This is a genomic window from Lysinibacillus sp. FSL K6-3209, from assembly GCF_037976175.1.
GTDB lineage: Bacteria > Bacillota > Bacilli > Bacillales_A > Planococcaceae > Lysinibacillus > Lysinibacillus sphaericus_D.
In genome coordinates this window covers 544959-567513 of the sequence record NZ_CP150264.1, presented here as the reverse complement: position 1 = coordinate 567513, position 22555 = coordinate 544959, and the positions used below count along the sequence as shown (strand labels likewise).

At 40.3% G+C, this 22555-nt stretch carries 16 protein-coding genes and 1 riboswitch; all 16 genes read right to left on the bottom strand.

Annotated features, from left to right (window positions below):
- Positions 1-396: 396 nt before the first annotated feature.
- Positions 397-3645 carry a fused isobutyryl-CoA mutase/GTPase IcmF gene (icmF, locus tag MHH88_RS02785; RefSeq protein ID WP_229388475.1) on the bottom strand — a complete coding sequence of 1083 codons (3249 nt, stop codon included), beginning with the start codon at positions 3643-3645 and terminating at the stop codon, positions 397-399.
- Between the two features lie 294 nt (positions 3646-3939).
- Positions 3940-4572 carry a TetR/AcrR family transcriptional regulator gene (locus MHH88_RS02780; RefSeq protein WP_024362875.1) on the bottom strand — a complete coding sequence of 211 codons (633 nt, stop codon included), beginning with the start codon at positions 4570-4572 and terminating at the stop codon, positions 3940-3942.
- 3 nt (positions 4573-4575) lie between these two features.
- Positions 4576-5712 carry an acyl-CoA dehydrogenase gene (locus tag MHH88_RS02775; RefSeq protein WP_024362874.1) on the bottom strand — a complete coding sequence of 379 codons (1137 nt, stop codon included), beginning with the start codon at positions 5710-5712 and terminating at the stop codon, positions 4576-4578.
- A gap of 105 nt (positions 5713-5817) precedes the next feature.
- Positions 5818-6951 (bottom strand): acyl-CoA dehydrogenase, encoded by a 1134-nt coding sequence (locus MHH88_RS02770; RefSeq protein ID WP_024362873.1) that lies wholly within the window; start codon positions 6949-6951, stop codon positions 5818-5820.
- Positions 6952-7148: 197 nt separating this feature from the next.
- Positions 7149-8000: a 3-hydroxybutyryl-CoA dehydrogenase gene (locus MHH88_RS02765; protein WP_024362872.1), complete on the bottom strand. Its 852-nt coding sequence runs from the start codon at positions 7998-8000 to the stop codon at positions 7149-7151.
- Positions 8000-9205, bottom strand: a complete 1206-nt coding sequence (locus MHH88_RS02760) for an acetyl-CoA C-acetyltransferase (RefSeq protein WP_339261459.1) — start codon at positions 9203-9205, stop codon at positions 8000-8002. Before MHH88_RS02760 ends, MHH88_RS02765 begins: the two co-directional genes overlap by 1 nt.
- A gap of 199 nt (positions 9206-9404) precedes the next feature.
- Positions 9405-11639 (bottom strand): heterodisulfide reductase-related iron-sulfur binding cluster, encoded by a 2235-nt coding sequence (locus MHH88_RS02755; protein ID WP_339261457.1) that lies wholly within the window; start codon positions 11637-11639, stop codon positions 9405-9407.
- Positions 11640-12012: 373 nt separating this feature from the next.
- The gene (locus MHH88_RS02750) at positions 12013-12576 is read right to left on the bottom strand and encodes a cob(I)yrinic acid a,c-diamide adenosyltransferase (protein WP_024362869.1); all 564 of its coding nucleotides are present in this window, start codon (positions 12574-12576) and stop codon (positions 12013-12015) included.
- A gap of 12 nt (positions 12577-12588) precedes the next feature.
- Entirely contained in the window at positions 12589-14049 is a 1461-nt protein-coding gene (locus MHH88_RS02745; protein WP_024362868.1) for an adenosylcobinamide amidohydrolase, read from the bottom strand.
- A complete protein-coding gene (locus tag MHH88_RS02740; protein WP_339261454.1) occupies positions 14046-15047 on the bottom strand; it encodes an iron ABC transporter permease in 1002 nt (333 codons plus the stop codon). Before MHH88_RS02740 ends, MHH88_RS02745 begins: the two co-directional genes overlap by 4 nt.
- Positions 15044-16009, bottom strand: a complete 966-nt coding sequence (locus tag MHH88_RS02735) for an ABC transporter substrate-binding protein (protein ID WP_339261452.1) — start codon at positions 16007-16009, stop codon at positions 15044-15046. The genes MHH88_RS02740 and MHH88_RS02735 overlap by 4 nt, the downstream gene beginning before the upstream one ends.
- Positions 16010-16222: 213 nt before the next feature.
- Positions 16223-16409: riboswitch (cobalamin riboswitch) on the bottom strand.
- 163 nt (positions 16410-16572) lie between these two features.
- A complete protein-coding gene (locus MHH88_RS02730) occupies positions 16573-18240 on the bottom strand; it encodes an acyl-CoA dehydrogenase family protein (protein WP_339261450.1) in 1668 nt (555 codons plus the stop codon).
- Between the two features lie 2 nt (positions 18241-18242).
- Positions 18243-19745: a long-chain-fatty-acid--CoA ligase gene (locus MHH88_RS02725; protein WP_339261448.1), complete on the bottom strand. Its 1503-nt coding sequence runs from the start codon at positions 19743-19745 to the stop codon at positions 18243-18245.
- Positions 19738-20127 (bottom strand): MerR family DNA-binding transcriptional regulator, encoded by a 390-nt coding sequence (locus MHH88_RS02720; RefSeq protein WP_025218575.1) that lies wholly within the window; start codon positions 20125-20127, stop codon positions 19738-19740. Before MHH88_RS02720 ends, MHH88_RS02725 begins: the two co-directional genes overlap by 8 nt.
- A 203-nt stretch (positions 20128-20330) precedes the next feature.
- Positions 20331-21998: an arginine--tRNA ligase gene (argS, locus tag MHH88_RS02715; RefSeq protein WP_339262979.1), complete on the bottom strand. Its 1668-nt coding sequence runs from the start codon at positions 21996-21998 to the stop codon at positions 20331-20333.
- Entirely contained in the window at positions 21998-22426 is a 429-nt protein-coding gene (locus MHH88_RS02710; protein WP_339261445.1) for a DUF1934 domain-containing protein, read from the bottom strand. Before MHH88_RS02710 ends, argS begins: the two co-directional genes overlap by 1 nt.
- Positions 22427-22555: the final 129 nt, after the last annotated feature.

The window sequence follows — 22555 nt, the reverse complement described above, 5'->3', positions numbered from 1 at the left end:
GCAGCTAAAAAAGACCGCACAAAAGTAACTTTCCATACCATAAGCATAATACCCATTATATACAATGTTTTAGTCTCTTTGCTACCTTCAATTACTGTTTTTTATATTACACATTTTTTTTATCCCTAGAAAAAACAAATATATCGATAATAAAAGTAAAGGAATAGCGCCAACTTGCTTATTATACAGGAAAATGACTCCTAATACTAAAGCTAAAACAATAATGTAGTGAATAATTGATTTCATCCTCTACTGCGCCCCCCTCTTTTTTACATTTCTATTATAACGAAAATAAAAAGAAGTGCCTAATCGTATGACTAGACACTAAAAAATCAGCAGTATTTCAGATAAACTAGCATTACCGTTCCTCTATAAGCAAATTCGTAATCTTTTGATTTACATATTTCGACGGAATTGTCCACCGACTTCATATAAAGCCTTTGTAATTTGTCCTAGACTCGCTACTTTTACAGTTTCCATTAGCTCTTCGAAAATATTGCCATTGTTTACAGCAACCTCTTGTAAGCGGGCTATCGCTGCTTCTGTTGCCCCCTCATGCTGTTGCCAGAATAATTGTAAATTACGAATTTGTGTTTCTTTTTCTTCTGATGACGCACGAGCAATTTCCATATTGTCAATCGCATCATCTGTCGGCGGATTCGGGTTTAAGTATGTGTTAACACCGATGATTGGTAATTCACCTGAATGCTTTAACATTTCATAATGCATGGATTCTTCTTGAATTTTACCGCGTTGATATTGGGTTTCCATCGCACCCAGTACCCCGCCACGATCATTAATACGGTCAAACTCTTCTAACACAGCTTCCTCTACTAAATCCGTCAATTCCTCTACGATAAATGCACCTTGTAATGGGTTTTCATTTTTCGCTAAGCCATGTTCTTTTGTAATAATCATTTGTATCGCCATTGCCCGTCGTACAGATTCCTCTGTTGGCGTAGTAATGGCTTCATCATATGCATTTGTATGCAAAGAGTTACAATTATCTTGCAATGCCATGAGTGCCTGTAATGTTGTCCGAATATCATTAAAATCAATTTCTTGAGCATGCAAACTTCGCCCAGAAGTTTGGATATGATATTTAAGCTTTTGTGCACGGTCATTTGCACCGTATTTATCGCGCATTACAACTGCCCAAATGCGACGTGCTACCCGGCCAATTACCGTATACTCCGGATCTAAACCGTTTGAGAAGAAGAATGATAGATTTGGCGCAAAATCATCAATATTCATACCTCGGCTTAAATAGTATTCTACATACGTAAAGCCGTTTGCGAGTGTAAATGCGAGCTGTGAAATTGGGTTTGCTCCTGCTTCGGCAATATGATAGCCCGAAATAGAGACAGAATAGTAGTTACGCACTTTTTTGTCGATAAAATATTGTTGAATATCGCCCATCATGCGAAGCGCAAATTCCGTAGAGAAAATACATGTATTTTGCCCTTGGTCTTCTTTTAAAATATCAGCTTGTACTGTACCACGCACAACCTGCAATGTTTTCTCACGCGTCTCTGTAAATTCTTCAACTGTTAATGGTCTTCCTAGTTCTTTTTCTCGTAATTGAACTTGTTGATCAATAGCTGTATTCATAAACATCGCCAAAATAATTGGCGCTGGTCCATTAATTGTCATAGATACAGAGGTTGAAGGTGCACAAAGGTCAAAGCCTGCATAGAGCTTTTTCATATCCTCAAGCGTACAAATAGAGACGCCTGATTCACCAACTTTACCGTAAATATCCGGACGGTAATCAGGATCCTCGCCATAGAGCGTTACCGAGTCAAACGCGGTTGATAAACGTTTAGCATCATCATCTTTCGATAAATAGTGGAAGCGTTTATTTGTACGTTCTGGCGTACCCTCGCCAGCAAATTGTCGTTTCGGATCTTCTCCTTCACGCTTGAACTGGAATACACCTGCTGTATAAGGGAATTCTCCTGGTACATTTTCACGATATACCCAACGTAAAATTTCACCGTAGTCCACAAACTTCGGCAGTACAACTTTCGGTATTTTTGTGCCTGAAAGACTCGTTGTCGTTAAAATTGTACGAATTTCCTTATCGCGCACTTTGGTTACAAACTCATCCCCAGCATAAGCTTCTTTCAATGCTTGCCAATTATCTAAAATACGCTTTGATTCTGCTGTTAATTCATCTCGTACACCTTCCGCTAAAGAAGTAAGTGATGCAACAAGGGCATCATCTGGCGCCTTTTCCATTACTGCTGCGATGGCACCTTCTAATTGGAATAAGCGACGAGCAAATGCAACCTGCTGCTCTGTTTTTTTATGATAGCCACGCACTGTATCAGTTATTTCACGAAGATAATAGCGACGATCATTCGGTATAATAACATCCTGCTTTTGCGTTTTGGCAAATTGTTCATAACCTGTTTCCCAATCGCTTCCTGTTTTTTGGTTAATAATCTGAACCAATGCAGCAAATAACGCATTCGTTCCTTTATCATTAAATTGACTGGCAATCGTGCCGTAAACAGGCATTTTATCGATTGGTTCATCCCAAAGCTCTCGAGAACGTTGGTATTGCTTCTGTACTTGACGTAGTGCGTCTTCTGAGCCTTTTCGTTCAAATTTATTGATGGCAATGACATCAGCAAAATCAATCATATCGATTTTCTCAAGCTGTGTCGGTGCTCCAAATTCGCTCGTCATTACATACATGGATAAATCAGTGAATTTTGTAATTTCTGCATCGCCTTGACCAATACCACTCGTTTCAACGATGATTAAATCATAGCCTGCCACACGTACAACATCCAATACATCGCCAATAGAAGCCGAAAGCTCCGTACGAGAACCACGTGTTGCTAAACTTCGCATATAGACACGGTTATTGAAAATAGCATTCATACGAATACGATCTCCAAGTAAAGCGCCACCAGTTTTTTGCTTTGTTGGATCCACCGATAAAATTGCTACACGCTTTTCTGGGAATTCTTTTAAAAAACGACGGATAAGCTCATCCGTTAAAGAGGATTTACCAGCACCACCTGTACCTGTAATCCCTAAAATCGGTGTTCCTTTTGAGCGTTTTCGTGCTTCCTCTAGCATTCTTTTCGTTTCTTCATCGTTATTCGATTCAGCTGCTGTTATTAAATTTGCCAAAATTTCTGGTGTTTCAGTTGTTAAAGCATCTAGCTTTTCTAAATAGTCACCAGTTGCAGTTGGAAAATCTGTACCTTTAATTTGCTCATTAATCATCCCTTGCAGCCCTAATACACGACCATCTTCTGGTGAGAAAATACCTGCAACGCCGTAAGCATGTAATTCTTTAATTTCACGTGGCAAGATAACACCGCCACCGCCTCCGTATATTTTAATATGCGGTGCACCTTTCTCACGCAGTAAATCATACATATATTTAAAGTATTCCATATGGCCGCCTTGATAAGAAGATACAGCAATACCTTGCGCATCCTCTTGAATCGCAGCATTTACAACTTCTTCTACAGAGCGATTATGGCCCAAATGGATTACTTCCACACCGCTCGATTGTAAAATCCGTCGCATAATATTGACCGAAGCATCATGACCATCAAAAAGACTTGATGCTGTAACAAAACGTACGTGATTTTTTGGACGATACACTTCTACCTTTGTCATATGAAACCCCTACTTTCTCCCCTTAGTAAATCTTTTCATCAATGTTTGCATTTAGTCCATCATTTAAAAAGTACGAACACAGAACCATTTTGCTTCATACCGATGCTTTGCTAGCAAGCAGTGAATCACTGTTTAATGCCAGCTTCCACCCTGTTCAAATGAAAAATCGACACATTGTATGGGCTTTCATGAGCCTAGTGAAATACCACCAGCTCTGTGCCATACGCCATTATAAAAAAATCGGTAATTGCAATGTCGCATTATGCAATTACCGACAAACCCCTTTGGAACTTATTAAAACCCCTTAATGCCTGAAATGAACAATGTTGTTTGCATTTCAATATACTCGTCAAGCGTATGTTGACGGTGAAGCGCCCATTTGCGGAACGCCCAGCTTTGACCTTGAACAACTAAATTATTTGCTGCTAAATGAATTTGCTGATCAGTCATTGTTAGTTCCCCTGACTGCACGCAACGTTTTAACAATCGTTCAAAAGTAGCAACCATTTCAAACTCTTTACTAAAAACATAACGCTGTGCTTCTTTTGATAATGATTTCGTTTCCTGATACATGATTGTTAATTCATCTACCATGCTATCAATTTGTAAAAAATATTCACGAATCATTTCTTTTAACTCTTCTATCGTTCCTGCCTTAATCTCATAGCTTGATAGACGTTCCATCGCATGGTGGTAGATACTATCACAAACGAGGTATAGTACATCTTCTTTTGTACGAATATATTCATATAATGTACCGATACTAAAACCTGCTGCTTTAGCAATTTCCCTTGTGGTAGCACGATGGAAACCTTTTTCTTTAAATAATTTAATAGCACCTTGAATCATTTGTTCTCGGCGAATGGCAATGAGATTTTCGTCTTTCACGGTTGACTGAACTTGAGGTCTTTTGTTCTTTTCTGTCATAGATTATTTCGTCAACATACGCGAGATAACAAGACGTTGAATCTCTTGTGTACCTTCGTAAATTTGAGTGATTTTCGCATCACGCATAAAGCGTTCTACTGGATAATCTTTCGTGTAACCATAACCACCAAAGACTTGAACTGCCTCAGTTGTAACGCTCATTGCTGTATCACCAGCCATTAACTTTGCCATTGCCGATGCCTTACCGTAAGGAAGATTGTTTGTTTCTAACCAAGCAGCTTGGTATGTAAGCAGACGAGATGCTTCAATTTGCGTTGCCATATCCGCTAATTTAAAGGACACACCTTGGTTTGCAGTAATTGGCTTACCGAATTGTACACGCTCTTTGGCATATTCAACCGCAGCATCTAAAGCACCTTGCGCAATTCCTACTGCTTGAGCTGCAATGCCGTTACGTCCACCATCAAGTGTTGTCATTGCAATTTTAAAGCCGTCTCCTTCAGCCCCAAGTAAGTTTTCTTTTGGTACACGGCAGTTATCGAAAATAATTTCTGTTGTCGGTGATGAACGAATCCCTAGTTTTTTCTCCTTTTTACCGACTGAAAAACCTGCAAAACCTGCTTCAACGATAAAAGCGGACGTGCCGTTTTTCGCTTCTGGGTCTGTTACTGCAAATACGATATATGTATCTGCTACGCCACCGTTTGTAATAAAAATCTTTGAACCATTTAGAATGTAATCATCGCCATCGCGTTTTGCATACGTTCTCATACCACCAGCATCCGAACCAGAACCTGGCTCTGTTAAACCATAAGCACCGATATGTTTGCCTTCTGCCATTGGTCGCAGGTACTTTTGTTTTTGTTCTTCAGTACCAAATTTATATAGCGGCCAACCTGCTAAAGAAGTATGAGCAGATAATGTTACCCCTGTCGAAGCACATACACGAGATAATTCTTCAACAGCAATGACATAGGCAAGATAGTCAAAGCCTGCACCACCATATTCTTCTGGCCACGGAATACCTGTTAAGCCTAATTCAGCCATCTTATCAAAAATGGCACGATCAAATTCTTCATTTTCATCGCGTTCTGCGGCTGTTGGTGCTACCTCATTTAAAGCAAAGTCGCGAATCATTTCACGTAATTGTTCATGTTCTTCTGTTAATTGAAAGTTCATTGTCCATTTCCCCTTTAATTTTAATGAAGTTCGCCTGTTCCTTTATTGAATTGCCTATAAATACGTGTGCATAAACTAAATTCTTTTACGAATGTTGGCACTCTATTAAATTAAATATTTACTAATCACTAGTTTTTGAATTTCACTTGTACCTTCGTAAATTTCTGTCACTTTAGCATCACGGAAATAACGTTCTACTGGATAATCCTCGGTGTAACCGTAGCCACCAAAAATTTGTACGGCTTCAATCGCTGTTTGTACAGCTGTTCGAGAAGCAAAGAGTTTTGCCATTGATGCCTCTGCTCCACATGGTAAACCTTTGGCACGTAAATCAGCTGCACGATAGACAAGCAATTTTGCCGCTTCTACAGCCGTTGCCATATCGGCTAGCTTAAAGCCAACTCCTTGCTGTACGGCGATTGGTTTGCCAAATTGCACACGCTCTTTGGCGTATGCAGTCGCTGCTTCAAGAGCTGCTTCAGCGATTCCTAAAGCTTGTGCTGCGATTCCTATGCGCCCCACATCCAAATTTGCCATTGCGATTTTGAAGCCTTCTCCTTCTTCCCCTAGAAGGTTAGCGACCGGAATTCGACAGTTATCAAATGTTAATTGGACCGTACGTGAACCATGTAGCCCCATTTTGTGCTCATCCTTGCCTATAATTAGGCCCGGCGTACCCTTTTCAACAATAAATGCTGAAATGCCACGTGTTTTTGCAGCTTGATTAGTTGAGGCAAAAACGATATAAACATCTGCCTCGCCTCCGTTTGTAATAAATACTTTTGAGCCGTTAATGACATATTCATCACCATCACGTACTGCTTTTGACTGTAAAGAGCCTGCATCCGAACCCGCACTTGGCTCTGTTAAACAAAATGCCCCTAAATATTCACCTGCTGCTAGCTTCGGAACATAACGTTGTTTTTGCTCATCATTACCAAAATAAATAATTGGGTTTGTACCTACAGACGTATGTACTGATAATATAACACCCATTACTGCGCTCACTTTTGATAATTCATTGATTGCGATAATGTACGAAGTAAAATCCATCGCAGAGCCACCTAGTTCTTCTGGGGTTGTGATGCCCATTAAACCTAATTCACCCATTTGTGTAAGCAGTTCACGCGGAAACTCACCAGCCTCCATTCGTTCTACCCACGGTGCGATTTTCTCCTGTGAGAAATCGCGCACCATATCACGCATCATTAATTGCTCATCTGTAAATTGTAAATGCATCTATAATGTCACCCCTCTATGCTGTCACGTAGCATTACACATTAACATACTTTTAGCAAAAGCCCTCTAAATGTAACGCCTAGCTAAAGTAAGTTAAGACCTCGATGGCTAGCACAAATTTTATTGAGCCTGCACTCCAAAATCTGAACACCATTACGCCTAGGTGTAATTATTCTGAATATCCCATCCCCATAGGACTATTCGTAAACGTAAAAGCCTCTTCCTGATTTTTTACCTAGCCAACCTGCTGCTACATATTTGCGTAATAAAGGACAAGGTCTGTACTTACTATCACCTAGGCCCTCATGTAAAATTTCCATAATAGATAAACATGTATCTAAACCGATAAAGTCTGCTAATGTTAATGGCCCCATCGGATGATTCATGCCTAGTTTCATCACATCGTCGATCGCTTCTTTCGATGCGACTCCCTCATATAGTGCATAAATTGCTTCATTAATCATCGGCAGTAAAATGCGGTTTGCAATAAAGCCTGGGAAGTCATTTACTTCCACTGGTGTTTTTGCTAACTTTACAGTCATTTCTTCCACAGCTTTATACACCTCGTCAGCCGTCGCTAAACCTCTAATAATTTCGACAAGCTTCATCACAGGTACTGGATTCATAAAGTGCATCCCGATTACTTGCTCTGGTCGATTTGTGACTGCCGCAATTTCTGTAATCGGCAGAGAGGATGTATTTGTCGCCAGGATAGCGTGAGCAGGTGCAATTGTATCTAATTGCTTGAAAATGGATTGCTTCACTTCCATATTTTCAACTGCTGCCTCGATAATAATATCAACATCACTAGCATCCTTTAAATCTAGTGACATCTGAATGCGACTTAGAATAGCCATTTTTTCATCTGCTGTTTTACGACCCTTTTCTACATCACGTGTTAAGTTTTTTGTGATAACGCTTAATCCACGCTCAAAAAAGGATTGCTGTATATCATTCAATAACACGTCATAGCCAGCTTGTGCACAAACTTGCGCAATCCCTGAACCCATTTGCCCTGCACCAATTACCATTACTTTTTGAATTCCCATTATTCATGTCCCCTTTGTTTTGGTACTTCAATCATTATGGCATCGCCTTGCCCGCCACCTGAACAAATTGCCGCAATCCCGATTCCACCACCACGGCGTTTTAATTCATGTGCCAGTGTTAAGATAATGCGTGCACCGGATGCGCCAATCGGATGACCTAGCGCTACTGCACCACCGTTGACATTTACTTTTTCTGCATCAAGATTTGCCAACTGATTGCTAATAAGCGCTACTGCTGCAAAGGCTTCGTTGATTTCAATTAAATCGATGTCTGCTAATGATTTCCCCGTCTTTTTTAGTAGGCTGTTAATCACAAGACCTGGTGTTTGCGGGAAATTTTCTGGTTCAATTGCCAGTTCTGCATGACCGATAATGACAGCAAGTGGCTCTCTACCTTCCCGTATTGCGCGGTCTTCATTCATGATGACAAGAGCACATGCGCCATCATTGACACCTGGTGCATTGCCTGCTGTTATGGAACCATCCTTTTCAAAGGCTGGCTTGAGCTTAGAGAGCACTTCCTGCGTAGTGCCAGGTCTTGGTGCTTCGTCGGTATTGACTACAAGCGGATCACCCTTACGTTGTGCGATTTGTACAGGCACAATCTCCTCGGCAAAATAACCTTGTTCAATGGCTGCAATCGCACGTTCATGACTGCGGACAGCCCACGCATCTTGTTCTTGACGACTTAAGGAAAATTCACCTGCTGCCTTATTACCGTAGCTCCCCATAGGTGGTCTTGCCTGATTAAAGGCACAAGTTAAACCGTCATAAAGCATGCCGTCTACCATTGTTGAATCGCCCATTCGTAAACCTGTGCGACCATTTTGAAGATAATACGGTGCATTTGACATCGATTCCATACCACCAGCAATAATTACTTCTTCGTCCCCTAAACGAATTAACTGATTGGCTAATGTTACTGCGCGCATCCCCGACGCACAAACTTTATTGATCGTTTCAGTTTTGACTGCTACTGGTAATTCTGCCTTCAGTGAAGCCTGTCTCGATGGTATTTGTCCTTGCCCACCTTGTAAAACTGACCCTAAAATTACTTCACCTACTGCATCTGGAGCGATATTTGCCTTTTCTAATGCCCCTTTAATAGCGATAGCACCTAAGTCACTGGCGCTAAGCGTGGAAAGTGAACCACCAAATTTACCAAATGCCGTTCTTGCCCCTGCTAATATTACAGCTCTATTCAAGTAAAACACCCCTTTTGTTTTACGTTACTCGAAGAAGTATCAAAGCAATCATTGTTGACTGAACGCTCGCTCGACTCTTCTCGATAAAAAATGGGAGTTTTTTAATAACTCCCATTTCCAATTAATCTTATTCTACAAAACAATTAATTATTGTGCAATTTATATTTTTCAGATAAAGAAAATATTTCTACAATAATTATCATTTCTCTGCGTTAAGCTCTTCATTCTTGTCTTGCTCTTGTGAGTCAACAGATGCTACCACTTCTTCTAGCATTTCTTCTGTTAGTTCATCAACATTGTCTGCAACAGTTTTCACTTTTTCCCCAAACACAGAGCGTTCTAGTAATTCTGCTACATCGAATGTGCTAATAGTATCTTCAACCTCTTTTGCCTTTGTACCGTCCTCTAACATTGTTAAACAGTATGGGCATCCTGAAGAAATAACTGAAGCATTTGTTGCTAAAGCCTGCTCTGTTCGCGCTACATTGATGCGATTGCCAACATGCTCTTCCATCCACATTAAGCCACCACCTGCGCCACAGCACATGGCTGTTTCACGATTGCGTTCCATTTCCACCAGCTTCACACCTGGAATGCCTCGTAAAATTTCTCGTGGCGCATCGTAGACATCATTGTAACGACCTAAATAACAAGAGTCGTGGAAGACAATAGTTTCCTCTACTTCATAGTTCAGTACTAAACGATTTTCTTCAATCAACTGATTTAGTAATTCCGTATGGTGATAGACTTCGCCTTTCCAACCAAAATCTTGATATTCATTTTTAAAGATATTGTATGCGTGCGGATCAATTGTAACGATTTTTTTGACATCATTTTTCTCAAATTCATCAATATTGGCTGTCGCTAACTCTTGGAATAAAAATTCATTGCCTAAACGACGTGGTGTATCCCCAGAGTTTTTCTCTTTATTTCCTAAAATTGCAAACTTCACACCCGCTTCGTTCAATAGACGGCAGAAGGCTAATGCAATTTTTTGAGAGCGATTATCAAAAGCACCCATAGAGCCTACCCACAACAAGTACTCCATTTCCTCGCCTGATTTTTTCAGTTCTTTCACGGTTGGAATATTGATTGTTGGGTCTAAATCACGCCAGTTTTCTTTTTCTTTTCGATTTAGTCCCCATGGATTGCCTTGGCGTTCAATGTTTGTCATTGCTCGCTGTGCATCTGAGTTTACTTTCCCTTCCGTCATTGTTAAATAACGACGTAAGTCAATGATTTTATCGACATGCTCATTCATAACAGGACATTGATCTTCACAGTTACGGCAAGTCGTACATGCCCAAATCTCTTCCTCTGTAATTACATCCCCGATTAATGATGGACTATAAATATCCTCAATTACTGCACCTTCAGCACCTGCTGCCATTGCAAGCTGATTGCCCTTTGTATTTGCAAAAAATTGATAAGGCACCCACGGTTTTTGCTTTGTTACAACCGCACCCGTAAATGTTAAATGATCCCGAAGCTTGACGATTAAATCCATCGGTGAAAGCATTTTGCCAGTTCCTGTTGCTGGGCACATATTGGTACAACGGCCACATTCTACACAAGAATATAAATCTAGCATTTGTTTTTGCGTGAAGTCTTGAATACGCCCTACCCCGATAGACGGGATATCTTCTTCACTTTCAGCATTTTCTCCAGCTTCCTCTAGCGCCTCGAAGTCGATTGGCGTTAACGTACCTGTGCGATCTAAGCGGTTCATATACACATTGATTGGGCTGACAATCAAGTGGAAATGCTTCGATTGCGGTACATAAATTAAAAACGTTAATAATATTAATAAATGAGCCCACCATGCTATATAGAAAACAGTTGCTGCTGCAGACGTTGGTAAAAAACTAAAAATCGCTGCAATGCTAGAAGCAACAGGCTCTGTGTACGTTAAACCTTCGCCATGCCAGATAAGACCCATACCGTTTGCCAGCAATGTTGAAAGCATTAAGCCACCAATAAAAATCAATACAAGACCATTTTTCCAGCCTCGTTTTAGACGTACTAGTTTTTCCACATAGCGACGATAAAATGCCCAGACAACCGCCACTAAAATCATTAACACTACTAGCTCTTGGAAGAATGTGAATACACCATAGAATATGCCAAGTGGTAAATGAGAGCCTGGTACTAACCCCTTCCAAATTAAATCGATAGCCCCTAACTGAACCATTAAGAAACCATAAAAGAACATCACGTGAATTAAACCACTTTTAGGATCCTTTAATAGCTTATTTTGACCAAACACATTCACCATTAAATAACGAATGCGTTCTTGGACACTTTCATCAAACTCAACCTTTTTCCCCAATTGCACAAATTTATAGCGTGTTTTTAACAGATAGATAAATAACCCTACTGCATAAAGCACAACCACGACTGTTAGAACAATGTTTGCAATTACTAATGGACTCATGGTTGGTCCCCCCTTTAGTTTGTCGTAAATTTTCTCTCTTTGTGTTAATATTTCTAGCTCAAACGTAAATGTATGACATTTCACCACTATATCCACATTCTAATAAATGAGTGAGCATTCAGTCAACATAAAACGAAAAAATTTCTGATAATTTTATATTCTTACATTTTATAAGAAAAAAAGCTACCCTGATTTTTACTTTCGGAGTAGCTTTTTGCATTTAAATTTATCGTTTTATCTTCAATTACTTGAATTCATCGTCATAAATTCCGCTTAAAATATTTATTTTAAAAATGATTCTTTTTTCGCATCGTTAGGCTCAAATCTTTTGTTTATTTGCTGTTATGCGTTGCTGCCTTCTTCTCTACTTAAGTTATTTTTTAAAGACATTGCCACTACGAATATATTCAATATCAGGTAAGTTTAAACGTGCATTCACAACACGTGCTGCGGCAAATAAATAATCTGATAAACGATTTAAATATTTTTGTACAATAGTCGGTACATCTTCAATTTCTTTCATTAGTGTTACCATTTGGCGCTCTGCTCGGCGTGCAACTGTACGTGCAATGTGTAATGTTGCAGCGGCCGGCGCTCCACCAGGTAAGATAAATTTCTCTAATGGTGGCGCTTCGTCAGACAATGCATCAATACGCGCCTCTAGTACTTCAATCGGTGCTTCAGTTAACTTATAATGACGTTCCTTCATGACGTTCGCTAAATCACCGCCTGCATCAAAAAGCTCATGTTGAATCGTTTCTAAATCCACTAAAATATCTTTAAATAACGCGCGATCTAATTCACTAACAGCCTTGCCGATAAATGAGTTTAATTCATCAATTGCTCCGTATGTTTCCACACGTAGACTATCTTTGTCGACACGCCCACCAATTAAGCTTGTTTTCCCTGTATCGCCTGTCTTTGTGTAAAGTTTCATCCTGTTCCACTCCTATGCTTTATTTTTATAATTTTGAATTGCTTGCACCGTCGTCTCATAAACACCTTTACCAATAATCTTACCAACAGCCGTAATCGGTCCACCATAGCGCATTTCCTCACCCTTTTGCGTTGCCGCAATAAGCAAACTATCCGTCGCAGTACCGGTCGCAATCGTATCAGTTAGATGATCCCGAATATTTTCTGATTGTAAAGCCTTTGTTTTAGCTTCATTTGCAGTCATCAATGCTTGAAAAAATGCCTCTTCCGATAAACAGCCATTGATGACAACCCACGTATTGATAGTACCAATATATGGCGTATCCTGCCGTTCGTGTGTACGAGAGACATCTACAGCATTGCCCACACCTGCCGTTACTACGACAAACACACTCCCAAAGGCAGTGCTATATTCATTAAGTGCAAACAGTTGTGTAGGAACAGCCGTTAACATAACAACTGTGCTTGTCGGTGAAAAATGCTCCCTTTGTAAAAAGTCCGCCACTTCTTGTTTAACATCACTAATAACATAATCTCCTGGCACTGAACGATTTAATAGACAGTCATACCATCCTATACCAGGATTATGAACAGCCGAAGAAACGGTTTTTAAAGGAATAGTTGATTTTAGTTGAATATAATCTGGCGTTACTCGAAAGTCTTCTTTTACGATGTCAGCTCGTTGCTGATATTCATTGGTTGATGGCATAATTGTAATTTGCGGTTTCGGTATTTCAGGGTGGGCATAGGTTGTTACCCGTGCCTGATATACATCCTCAATTTGTGAAGCTATTAACACCTTATGTGGTACACCTAAAGCACGCACAGAGCCGCTCTCCATTAACAATAATTCATCACAATAAAGAGAGGCTAAGTTCATGTCATGTAGCACCATAATAACGGTTAAACCGCACTCGATTGCTTCCTTACGCACCATATCCAAAAGTTGACGTTGATGAGCAATATCTAAGTGATTGGTCGGCTCATCTAGCAATAATACTTCTGCTGTTTGCGCCAAAGCTTGCGCAACAAAAACCCGTTGTTGCTCGCCGCCAGATAGAAACTCCATCGATGTATGCTCATAGCGTGCTACCCCTGTTTGGTCCATAGCATATTGAACAGCTCGTTCATCTTGCTCTGACCAATTGGAAAAAAAGCCAGTTTGATGCGGATAACGACCGAGCGATACAGCTTCCCGCACGGTATTTGAAAATGCATTGGCATGTAATTGTGGTAAGACGGCCATCTTTTTCGCCAGCGCGCGCGGGCTATAGTGTTTAATATTTTTGCCATCTAAAAAAACCGTTCCTGCTGTTGCAGGCAATAGGCCGCTAATGACTTTCAATAATGTCGATTTGCCACTACCATTCGGTCCTAAAATGCCAAGGATTTTCCCCTTTTCAACGGTAAAGCTAACATCTTTGACGATAGGTACGTCCTCATAGCCACCCGATAGGTGTTCAACGATAATCATACACGTACCCCCTTGCTTCTACGTTGCTTATAGAAAATATAAGAAAAGACAGGCGCACCAATAAATGCAGTAATAACGCCTATTGGTAATTCCCGTGGGATAATGATCGTCCGCGCCACTAAATCACAAATAATTAACAATGTTGCGCCATTGATAAATGATAACGGCAATAGATGACGGTGATCCGAACCCCAAATCATACGTGTCATATGTGGCACAACTAAACCGACAAAACCGATTGTGCCAGAAACAGCAACAGCCGCACCAGTCAGCATAGAGCCCCCTACTAAAATTAAATATTTACTACGCTTTACATTGACACCTAAATGCTTCGCACGTTCTTCTCCGTATAATAGAACATTGAGCTCTCGTCTTTGCGTCCACAGAATAGCAGAGCCTATGACAACAAATGGTGTAATCATCTGCACATACGGCCAGCCCCGCATCGAAACTGAACCAAGCAACCATCCTATTACTTGGCGGAGCTCTTCACCTGATAATGCAATCATTAAGGAAATAAGAGATCCTAAAAAAGAACTAAAAATAACCCCTGTTAAAATAAGTGTTTCCATTTTCAGTGCACGGTCGACTATTCTGGCAAAGCTCATGACAGCTACCATTGTTAGTACCGCACCCACCATACTAAGCGTTGGTAATGCATACAGTCCGACAACAGGTATCGAGATACCAAAAAATAGTGTCACCACAGCACCTACTGACGCTCCCGAAGATACACCTAGCGTATATGGATCTGCCAATGGATTCTTTAACAACCCTTGGAAAGCTGCCCCTGCAATCGCCAACGATGCGCCAACAAGTCCTGCCAGCAATACGCGTGGCAACCTAATTTTCCATAAAATATTAGCGGCTGTTTCATCTGCCGCCCTATTCCAAAATACTTCAAATGGAATATGAACCGAGCCTATTGATACGCCACACCAGATGCTAACAAGAAGTAACGTTATGGCTGTAATATAGGCTAAAAATGCTCTATTCACTCGAAAGCCTCTGGATAGACGGCTTTCGCTAACTCTTCAAGCCCATCTGCTAAACGCGGACCTTGACGACTTGTTAAATTTTCATCTACTTGTACAATTGCTTTATTTTTTACAGCTGTAATAGTATCAAAGCCTGCACGTTGTGGAATTTTCGTTAAAATATCTGGCACATAATCGTATGTGACAACGATGACATCTGGATTTTTTGTAATAATTTGCTCCGCATCAATTTTGAACCAACCAGTTGTATCAGCTGCAATATTTTCAGCATGAATCATATTTAGCATTTCCTGCATAAATGTATCCTTACCAGGTGTGTAGATTTCAGGCTCATCTGACGTTTCGACAAAGACTTTCTTTGGTTCCACATCTTGCAAATTCGCTTGGATTTCTTCCACTTTGACTTTCATATTAGCAATAATTTTTTGTGCCTCCGGTAACTTACCAGTTGCGCGTCCTAATTGCTCAATCGTCGTATAAGTTTCATTAAAATCGCTTGCATTCGCCACTACAAATACCTTTACACCCGCTGCTTCAAGCTGATCCATCGCTCCATCTAACGAAGCCATTCCTGATTCATGAGCAAACACAATATCTGGCTGTAAGGCGATAATTTGTTCAATATTGAATTCCATACTGCCGACTTTTTCTTTTTTAGCTGCCTCCGGTGGATAATCATCATAATCATTGACGCCGACAATTTCATCATCTAGGCCAAGCCCAAATAATATTTCTGTATTACTCGGAATAAGAGAAACAATTTTTTCAGGCGGTGCTTCTAGCACGATATCTTTGCCAGTAGCATCTTTTATTGTCACTGGAAATGTTGCTTCTTCTTGTTTGGTTACTTGTTGCTCCTGCTGTTCTGATGTAGATTGCTCGTTTTTCGGTTGTGCTCCACATGCTGCAAGTAAACCCATTGCCAAAAATGCTGATAATCCTATCTTCCAATACTTTTTCATTGAGAATCCTCCTTAGATTGTATGTGCATTTTTTAGCTCTGTTAACTTGATTGATCGATAGTATGTTGATTGTCATTATTAAATATGGGGATTGCTCACCTTTTATTTTCAATGGTTATCGATAGTCGCCTTACAAAACATAAAAAAAGCCCTCGTCCATTTAACGAGAGGCGGGCTTGCACAAAAAACCACCATCCTATCCTCGTAGGCTGAAATGTAATGTTCTATAAAGGCAGGTCTCCTGGCTCGTGCTCCAAATGCTTTTTCATGCCTTCCCAAAATAACTTTCAGTGGCATCCATTGAAAAAACTCACACTTACAGTGGCGGGACCGCATCGGAATTACACCGATTTCCCTTTTCACTTTACTTAAGTAAAGAACCTTTATAATATTCAGTTGATTTTATTATACATGAAAATAGAAATAGGGAACGATAAAAAAAGTGACACCATTCTGGGCGCTTCAAAAATTGTGTGCGTGCCTGACACCCTAAAGACGGTAGATAAACTCACAAAAATTTGAGTTTATCTACCGTCTGATAACTTATTAAAAGGCTTATTCCCCTACATAATATCTGAAAAATACTGGACCGTTTTCATGGGTGCACCAATTTCACGCAATGCCCATGTATTTTCTAAATATATATCTGCTAGCTTTTCGTATTTGCCGCCAAATTTAGCTGCCCATTCGACTGCTACTACACTTTCATAGAGATGAGCCATTTTTTCGGCTACTCCCTTTGCTTCGTATGATTTAGTCGCTTCATCCAGACGACTAAATGTTTGTAATGTACCTTCTAATTTCACTAGCTGCTCTTCCACAATTTGTACTAATGAGCCATTTGCTAATTTAGTCAACCGCTCGTGCATTACTCGTACAAATAATTCATGGGCAAAATATTTATCGACTAAGCGAATAAGCTCTAATGCTAAAATATTCGCTGTACCTTCCCACACCGTAAGTACTTGCGCATCTCTTAGCAAACGAGGCGTAACAAAATCTTCAATAAAGCCATTTCCCCCATGTAATTCAATCGCTTCGCTTGCATAATGTACCGCTTGTTCAGCCGTTTCTTTCTTCATAATGGCGATATTCAAGCGATTAAGAACCATATCCTGCTCATCGCCCTGACCACTTGTTACCTTGTCATACAATTGAATAAGGTCAAAAACAGTAGCCACTTCTACATGGACCTTCGCCGCATATTTCCCTAATGTATCTTGAATCATAGGATATTGTATTAAAGGTTGCCCGAATGCATTCCGATTAGTCACATAATGCTTCGCCTCTAAAAATCCGCGACGCATAATACCGATAGAAGCCACTGCATTGCAAATTCTAGATAAATTAAGCGCCTCTAGCATATAATAGATTCCTTTGTTCGGTTCTCCAACGACATATGCTAAAGAACCATCAAACTCCACCTCACCTGATGGCACTGCTCTCACACCGAGCTTATCTTTTAAACGACGAATGCGAAGGTTGTTTATCTTACCATTGTCTAGACGCCAAGGGACCGCAAATAATGTTAAACCTTTCGAGCCTGTAGATGCGCCCTCAATGCGTGCTAAAACCATTGCCACACCACACATTCCTACATTCGATGCAAAATATTTTTCTCCGTACATAAGATAATGCTGTCCATCTTGTCTAGCCTTTACAATATTTGCACCAACATCCGAACCACCTTGCCGCTCTGTTAAAAATGTTGCTCCCTCATATAACTCTGTATCCCCTGTTGCACAAACATGTGGTAAAAATCGTTGCTTCAGCTCATCACTTGCATAATGATCCAGCAAATAAGCTGTTGCCATCGTTAACGTGACGGGGCAATAGAAGCCCGGCTCCGCATGAGATAGTAAATAGCCTTGCGCAAAGCTATAGACATAATTCCCCTTCCTCCCTAACTGTGGAATGTTCTTATGCACATAGCCTACAATCCCCGTGTTGTATGTTTCTTCAACGGTTTTTTTGTAGCCTTCATTGACCCAAACTTGCGAAACTTCCTCACCATATGCATTATAGCGTTGCAATCGAGGTTCGCCCTCTCGATCTGTATGCTTCGCCCTTACGTCAATAGCACCTGCACAAAGCCCACCAAAATCCGTTAATTCTCGCTTAGCATAGACGAGTAACTCTTTATCTAGCATCATGTCTAATAGTTTATGGAGCGTCTCATCCTCTGTGAAAAAATTAGTGGTCTGTCTTGCATCCTTTTGTAGCACTTTCATAGTTATCTCACCCCTTGTTCCTTCAATGATTGTTTAAGAATTTTTCCGGAAGCATTTCGCGGAAGCGCTTCCACGCGTTCAAATAGACGTGGAATTTTATATTTTGCTAGATGCTCCTCTAAATACGCTTTAAGTGTGTTCTCATCAATCTCTATTTTTGTAGCATACACAGCCTTTACCGTTTCGCCCCACTGCGGATGGGGAACTCCGATAACAGCCACCTCAAATATGCCGTCATAGCTTAAAAGCAAATCTTCAATCTCTTTCGGATATATATTGACACCGCCCGAAATAATCACATCTTTTTTTCGATCAACAATCCAAACAAAGCCGTCTTCATCTTTCCGCGCTAAATCTCCCGTTTTCAACCAACTATCTACAAACGCTGCCTTTGTAGCGATTTCATCTTTGTAATAGCCCATCATGTTGCCTTCACCAAATAACACAATCTCCCCGACCTCATTCACACCAACTTCTTCGCCACTATCGTTAATAATGCGTAGCTCCGTACCGAGTGGGGCACGTTGACCAATACTCCCTGCCTTCGTTCCATGCTCTTGCCCGAACATTAAAGAACCACTTGGCCCAGCCTCTGTTAAACCATAAACACATGTTAGATTTTCTGTTCGAAAAGCTTTTTGTATATGACGAATTTCATTTTTTGATAATGGGGCCCCTCCATAAACCCACCATTTCATTGAAGATAAATCTGCCGTTTGCAGTCTCTTTGTTTGAGCAGTTAATAAGTAAGCGACTGGTGCCCCGAAAAAATGCGTCGTCTTTTCTTGTTCTACCATGTCTAGTAATAAATCTGGTGTAAAGGTTGGCGTTAATACATTTGTGGAGCCAACAAGGACGCCTGCCATTAAAAATAAATGTAATGGGGCTGAATGCGTTAACGGCATCATAAGAAGAATACGACTTGCAGGCTTTACTTCCATTTCAACGGCAATCATCTGTGCTACTGTCAATATATTGCGATAGCTAAATAGCACGCCCTTTGGTTTTCCTGTTGTGCCTGAAGTATATAAAATCGTTGAGGCATCCTCTTCATTTAGCTGGCAATCCATTGTTTGTGTACTTGCATATTGTATTAACGTCTCATAATGAAGCCACCCTGCCTCCATATGACCCGTCTTAATCTTTAAAGGCACAACGTGGATATGCTCGACGGCAGCAAATATAGCTTCATGCACTAAAATGGCTTTAGCCTCAGCATGCTGTGCAACATACTCAACCTCCTGCAATGTAAATTTGGCATTTACAGGAACGACAATAGCGCCTATACGCTGAATCGCAAAATAACTAACAACAAACTCTACAACATTAGGCATAAAAATAATTACTTTATCATTTTGGCGAACACCATGTTCCATCAAAGCATGACCGAGTCGCGTCACTTGCTCATCTAATTCGCGGTAATTCACGCTTTTCCCATGACAAACAACAGCTTCTTTCATAGGGTACTTTCGGGCATTTCGCGCTAACAAATTTGAACTATTCATCGTGCATCTCTCCCTTTAAAGTCAATAATTTTTCGCTAAACATGCCATGTAATTGCTGTAATTCATTTTTCATTTGTGTAAGCTCAGCTATTTTACTCTCAATTTCTTGTATTTTTTGATTTCCGTATGCCACAGTCCGTTCCAATTGTTGAATCCCTGAACGATCAAAATCAAAGAGCAATACCATCTCCTTGATTTCTTCCAATGAGAAACCATAACGCTTTCCTCTAAAAATAAGCTTGAGCTTCGCCATTTCCTTTTTGGAAAAGGTTCGTTGATTCGTAGAAGATCGATGTGGACTTAGTAGCCCCAGCTCCTCGTAATAACGAATCGTACGTGTAGAAACATTAAATTGCTTCGCTACTTCCTGAATCGTTTTCAAAGCCAACTCCCCCTTCACAATTTTTCATCAGTATATCATTAACGTTAACGTCAACTTCAACAGAAAATTAGAAATAAACAGAAAAATAAGCACACAAAAGACAGAAAAACGGTGCCAGTCACTCAAACAATTCTCAAACAATTTTGTTCGTAAAAACAGAAAAACCCCGACACGCAATTGTGTCGAGGTGATAATCATTTACATTACATTTTTTCTGGTGCAGATACGCCAATTAGACGTAGTGCGTTGGCAATCGTTGTACGAACAGCTGTAATCAGTGCTAAACGCGCTTCTGTTAGCTCTTTATTCGATGCATCTAACACTTTTTCAGCGTTATAGAAGCTATGGAATGCAGCTGCTGTTTCTTGAATATAGTTAGCGATACGGTGTGGTGTACGGTGTTTTGCAGCATCCGCCACTACTTTCGGGAAATCACCAATTTTTTTCAATAAATCAATCTCTTTTTCAGCAGTTAACAGGCTTAAATTTGCTGTTGAAGTAGCGAAGCCTTGTTCTGTCGCTGAACGTAAAATAGAAGAAATACGCGCATGTGCATATTGTGCATAGTACACTGGGTTTTCATTTGATTGTGAAACCGCTAAGTCAAGGTCAAAGTCCATATGTGAATCACCAGCTGTTTTCACAAAGAAGTAACGCACAGCATCTAGACCAACCTCTTCCACCAGCTCACGCATCGTTACAGCATTCCCTGTACGTTTGGACATTTTGAATTTCTCGCCGTTTTTGTATAACTGCACCATTTGGATAATTTCCACTTCTAGTGTGTCACGGTCATAGCCAAGTGCTTGAATAGCCGCTTTCATACGTGGAATATAACCGTGGTGGTCTGCTCCCCAAATGTTAATTAGTTTATCGAAACCACGAACAATTTTATCCTCATGGTAAGCAATATCTGGTGTCAGATATGTGAAAGAGCCATCGTTTTTAATTAGGACACGGTCTTTATCGTCACCGAATGTTGTTGAACGGAACCAAGTCGCACCGTCCTCTTCAAATACATGACCATTCGCTTTTAATTTATCTAATGCTACTTCGATTTTGCCGTTGTCATATAATGATGTTTCAGAATACCACACATCAAAATTCACGCGGAAGTTCGCTAAGTCCGTTTTTAATTTATCTAATTCTAAAGCAAGACCATGTTGACGGAAAAATGCAAAACGTTCTTCATCCGGTTTTGATAAAATCGAATCGCCATGCTCGCTCGCTAATTTACCTGCAATGTCGATAATATCTTGACCATGATAGCCATCTTCAGGCATATCAGCAGTAAGGCCTAATGCTTGCTTATAGCGCGCTTCCAGTGAATAAGCCAAGTTATTAATTTGATTACCAGCATCGTTAATATAGTACTCACGAGATACAGCATAACCAGCCATATCTAAAACATTACACAATGAATCCCCTACAGATGCTCCACGTGCATGACCTAAGTGTAGGTCGCCAGTTGGATTTGCTGAAACAAATTCAACTTGCACTTTTTCACCAGCTCCTGCGTTTGAACGACCATAATCAGCACCTTGTTCAAGGATAGCTGTTACAACACCTGTTAAGAAATCTTTACGAACCGTTATATTCATAAAACCAGGACCTGCGATGTCGATTTTTTCGATATCAGTTCCTGCTGTTTCAAGGTTTTCTAAAATTGCCTCTGCAATTGCACGCGGTGGCTTTTTCGCTAATTTCGTTAATTGCATGGCAATATTTGTTGCATAATCACCGTTTGCTTTGTCTTTTGGTGTTTCAAGGTGAATCGTTAACTCTGTGCCAGCTTCGACTAAGCCTGCTTTGTCAACAGCCTGCGCAATTGCCGTTTTAATGGCTTGTTGTACTTGTTCTACTGCGTTCATCATTGTACCTCCGTAAATGTAATGTCTAATGTATAATTGCCAACGTTTTGTCCACCCATTAATAAATCGTATTGCACATGAAACTCTCCGCGCATTTCATGTCTAGTAAATAGCATGTTTTTTGTTTGTGTTACGAGTGGCATCGAACCTAATTCACTTTCATAATGGCCAATTTGTTGTTCAAAAATATTGAGTGGTAAGCGCATTTTTACTGCTCCAGCGCGCATAATAAGTGCCCGTTCCGTGTCTAACTTCATCGTCGTGCGGATCGTTTTGTCATCCTGCATCTCTTCATATTTTAAATATAGGGAATCAGCTTTATTGATTAGCTGCCCATCCAACCACATTTCCAAGGTTTCGGACTCCCCATCAATCGGACGAATCGTCGAAATGAGCTTAATGTTCACCTGCGATTTTTCTTCGTTCACCTTCATGGACGCTCCCTTTTAATCTTTTTACTATAACCTTTTTATTATAGGATAAATGTCCGCTTTTTTTCAAGATACAAGTGCGTATTGTTTTCAAGCATTGGCACAGAAAGTGAAAAGATTTACTAT

What these genes read in the sequence shown, in the direction of transcription:
- icmF (WP_229388475.1), bottom strand. Translation starts at nt 3,645, where the DNA reads ATGACAAAGGTAGAAGTGTATCGTCCAAAAAATCACGTACGTTTTGTT.
- MHH88_RS02765 (WP_024362872.1), bottom strand. Translation starts at nt 8,000, where the DNA reads ATGGGAATTCAAAAAGTAATGGTAATTGGTGCAGGGCAAATGGGTTCA.
- argS (WP_339262979.1), bottom strand. Translation starts at nt 21,998, where the DNA reads ATGAACGCAGTAGAACAAGTACAACAAGCCATTAAAACGGCAATTGCG.
- MHH88_RS02780 (WP_024362875.1), bottom strand. Translation starts at nt 4,572, where the DNA reads ATGACAGAAAAGAACAAAAGACCTCAAGTTCAGTCAACCGTGAAAGAC.
- MHH88_RS02770 (WP_024362873.1), bottom strand. Translation starts at nt 6,951, where the DNA reads ATGCATTTACAATTTACAGATGAGCAATTAATGATGCGTGATATGGTG.
- MHH88_RS02745 (WP_024362868.1), bottom strand. Translation starts at nt 14,049, where the DNA reads ATGATTATCGTTGAACACCTATCGGGTGGCTATGAGGACGTACCTATC.
- MHH88_RS02730 (WP_339261450.1), bottom strand. Translation starts at nt 18,240, where the DNA reads ATGAAAGTGCTACAAAAGGATGCAAGACAGACCACTAATTTTTTCACA.
- MHH88_RS02725 (WP_339261448.1), bottom strand. Translation starts at nt 19,745, where the DNA reads ATGAATAGTTCAAATTTGTTAGCGCGAAATGCCCGAAAGTACCCTATG.
- MHH88_RS02755 (WP_339261457.1), bottom strand. Translation starts at nt 11,639, where the DNA reads ATGAGTCCATTAGTAATTGCAAACATTGTTCTAACAGTCGTGGTTGTG.
- MHH88_RS02775 (WP_024362874.1), bottom strand. Translation starts at nt 5,712, where the DNA reads ATGAACTTTCAATTAACAGAAGAACATGAACAATTACGTGAAATGATT.
- MHH88_RS02735 (WP_339261452.1), bottom strand. Translation starts at nt 16,009, where the DNA reads ATGAAAAAGTATTGGAAGATAGGATTATCAGCATTTTTGGCAATGGGT.
- MHH88_RS02750 (WP_024362869.1), bottom strand. Translation starts at nt 12,576, where the DNA reads ATGAAACTTTACACAAAGACAGGCGATACAGGGAAAACAAGCTTAATT.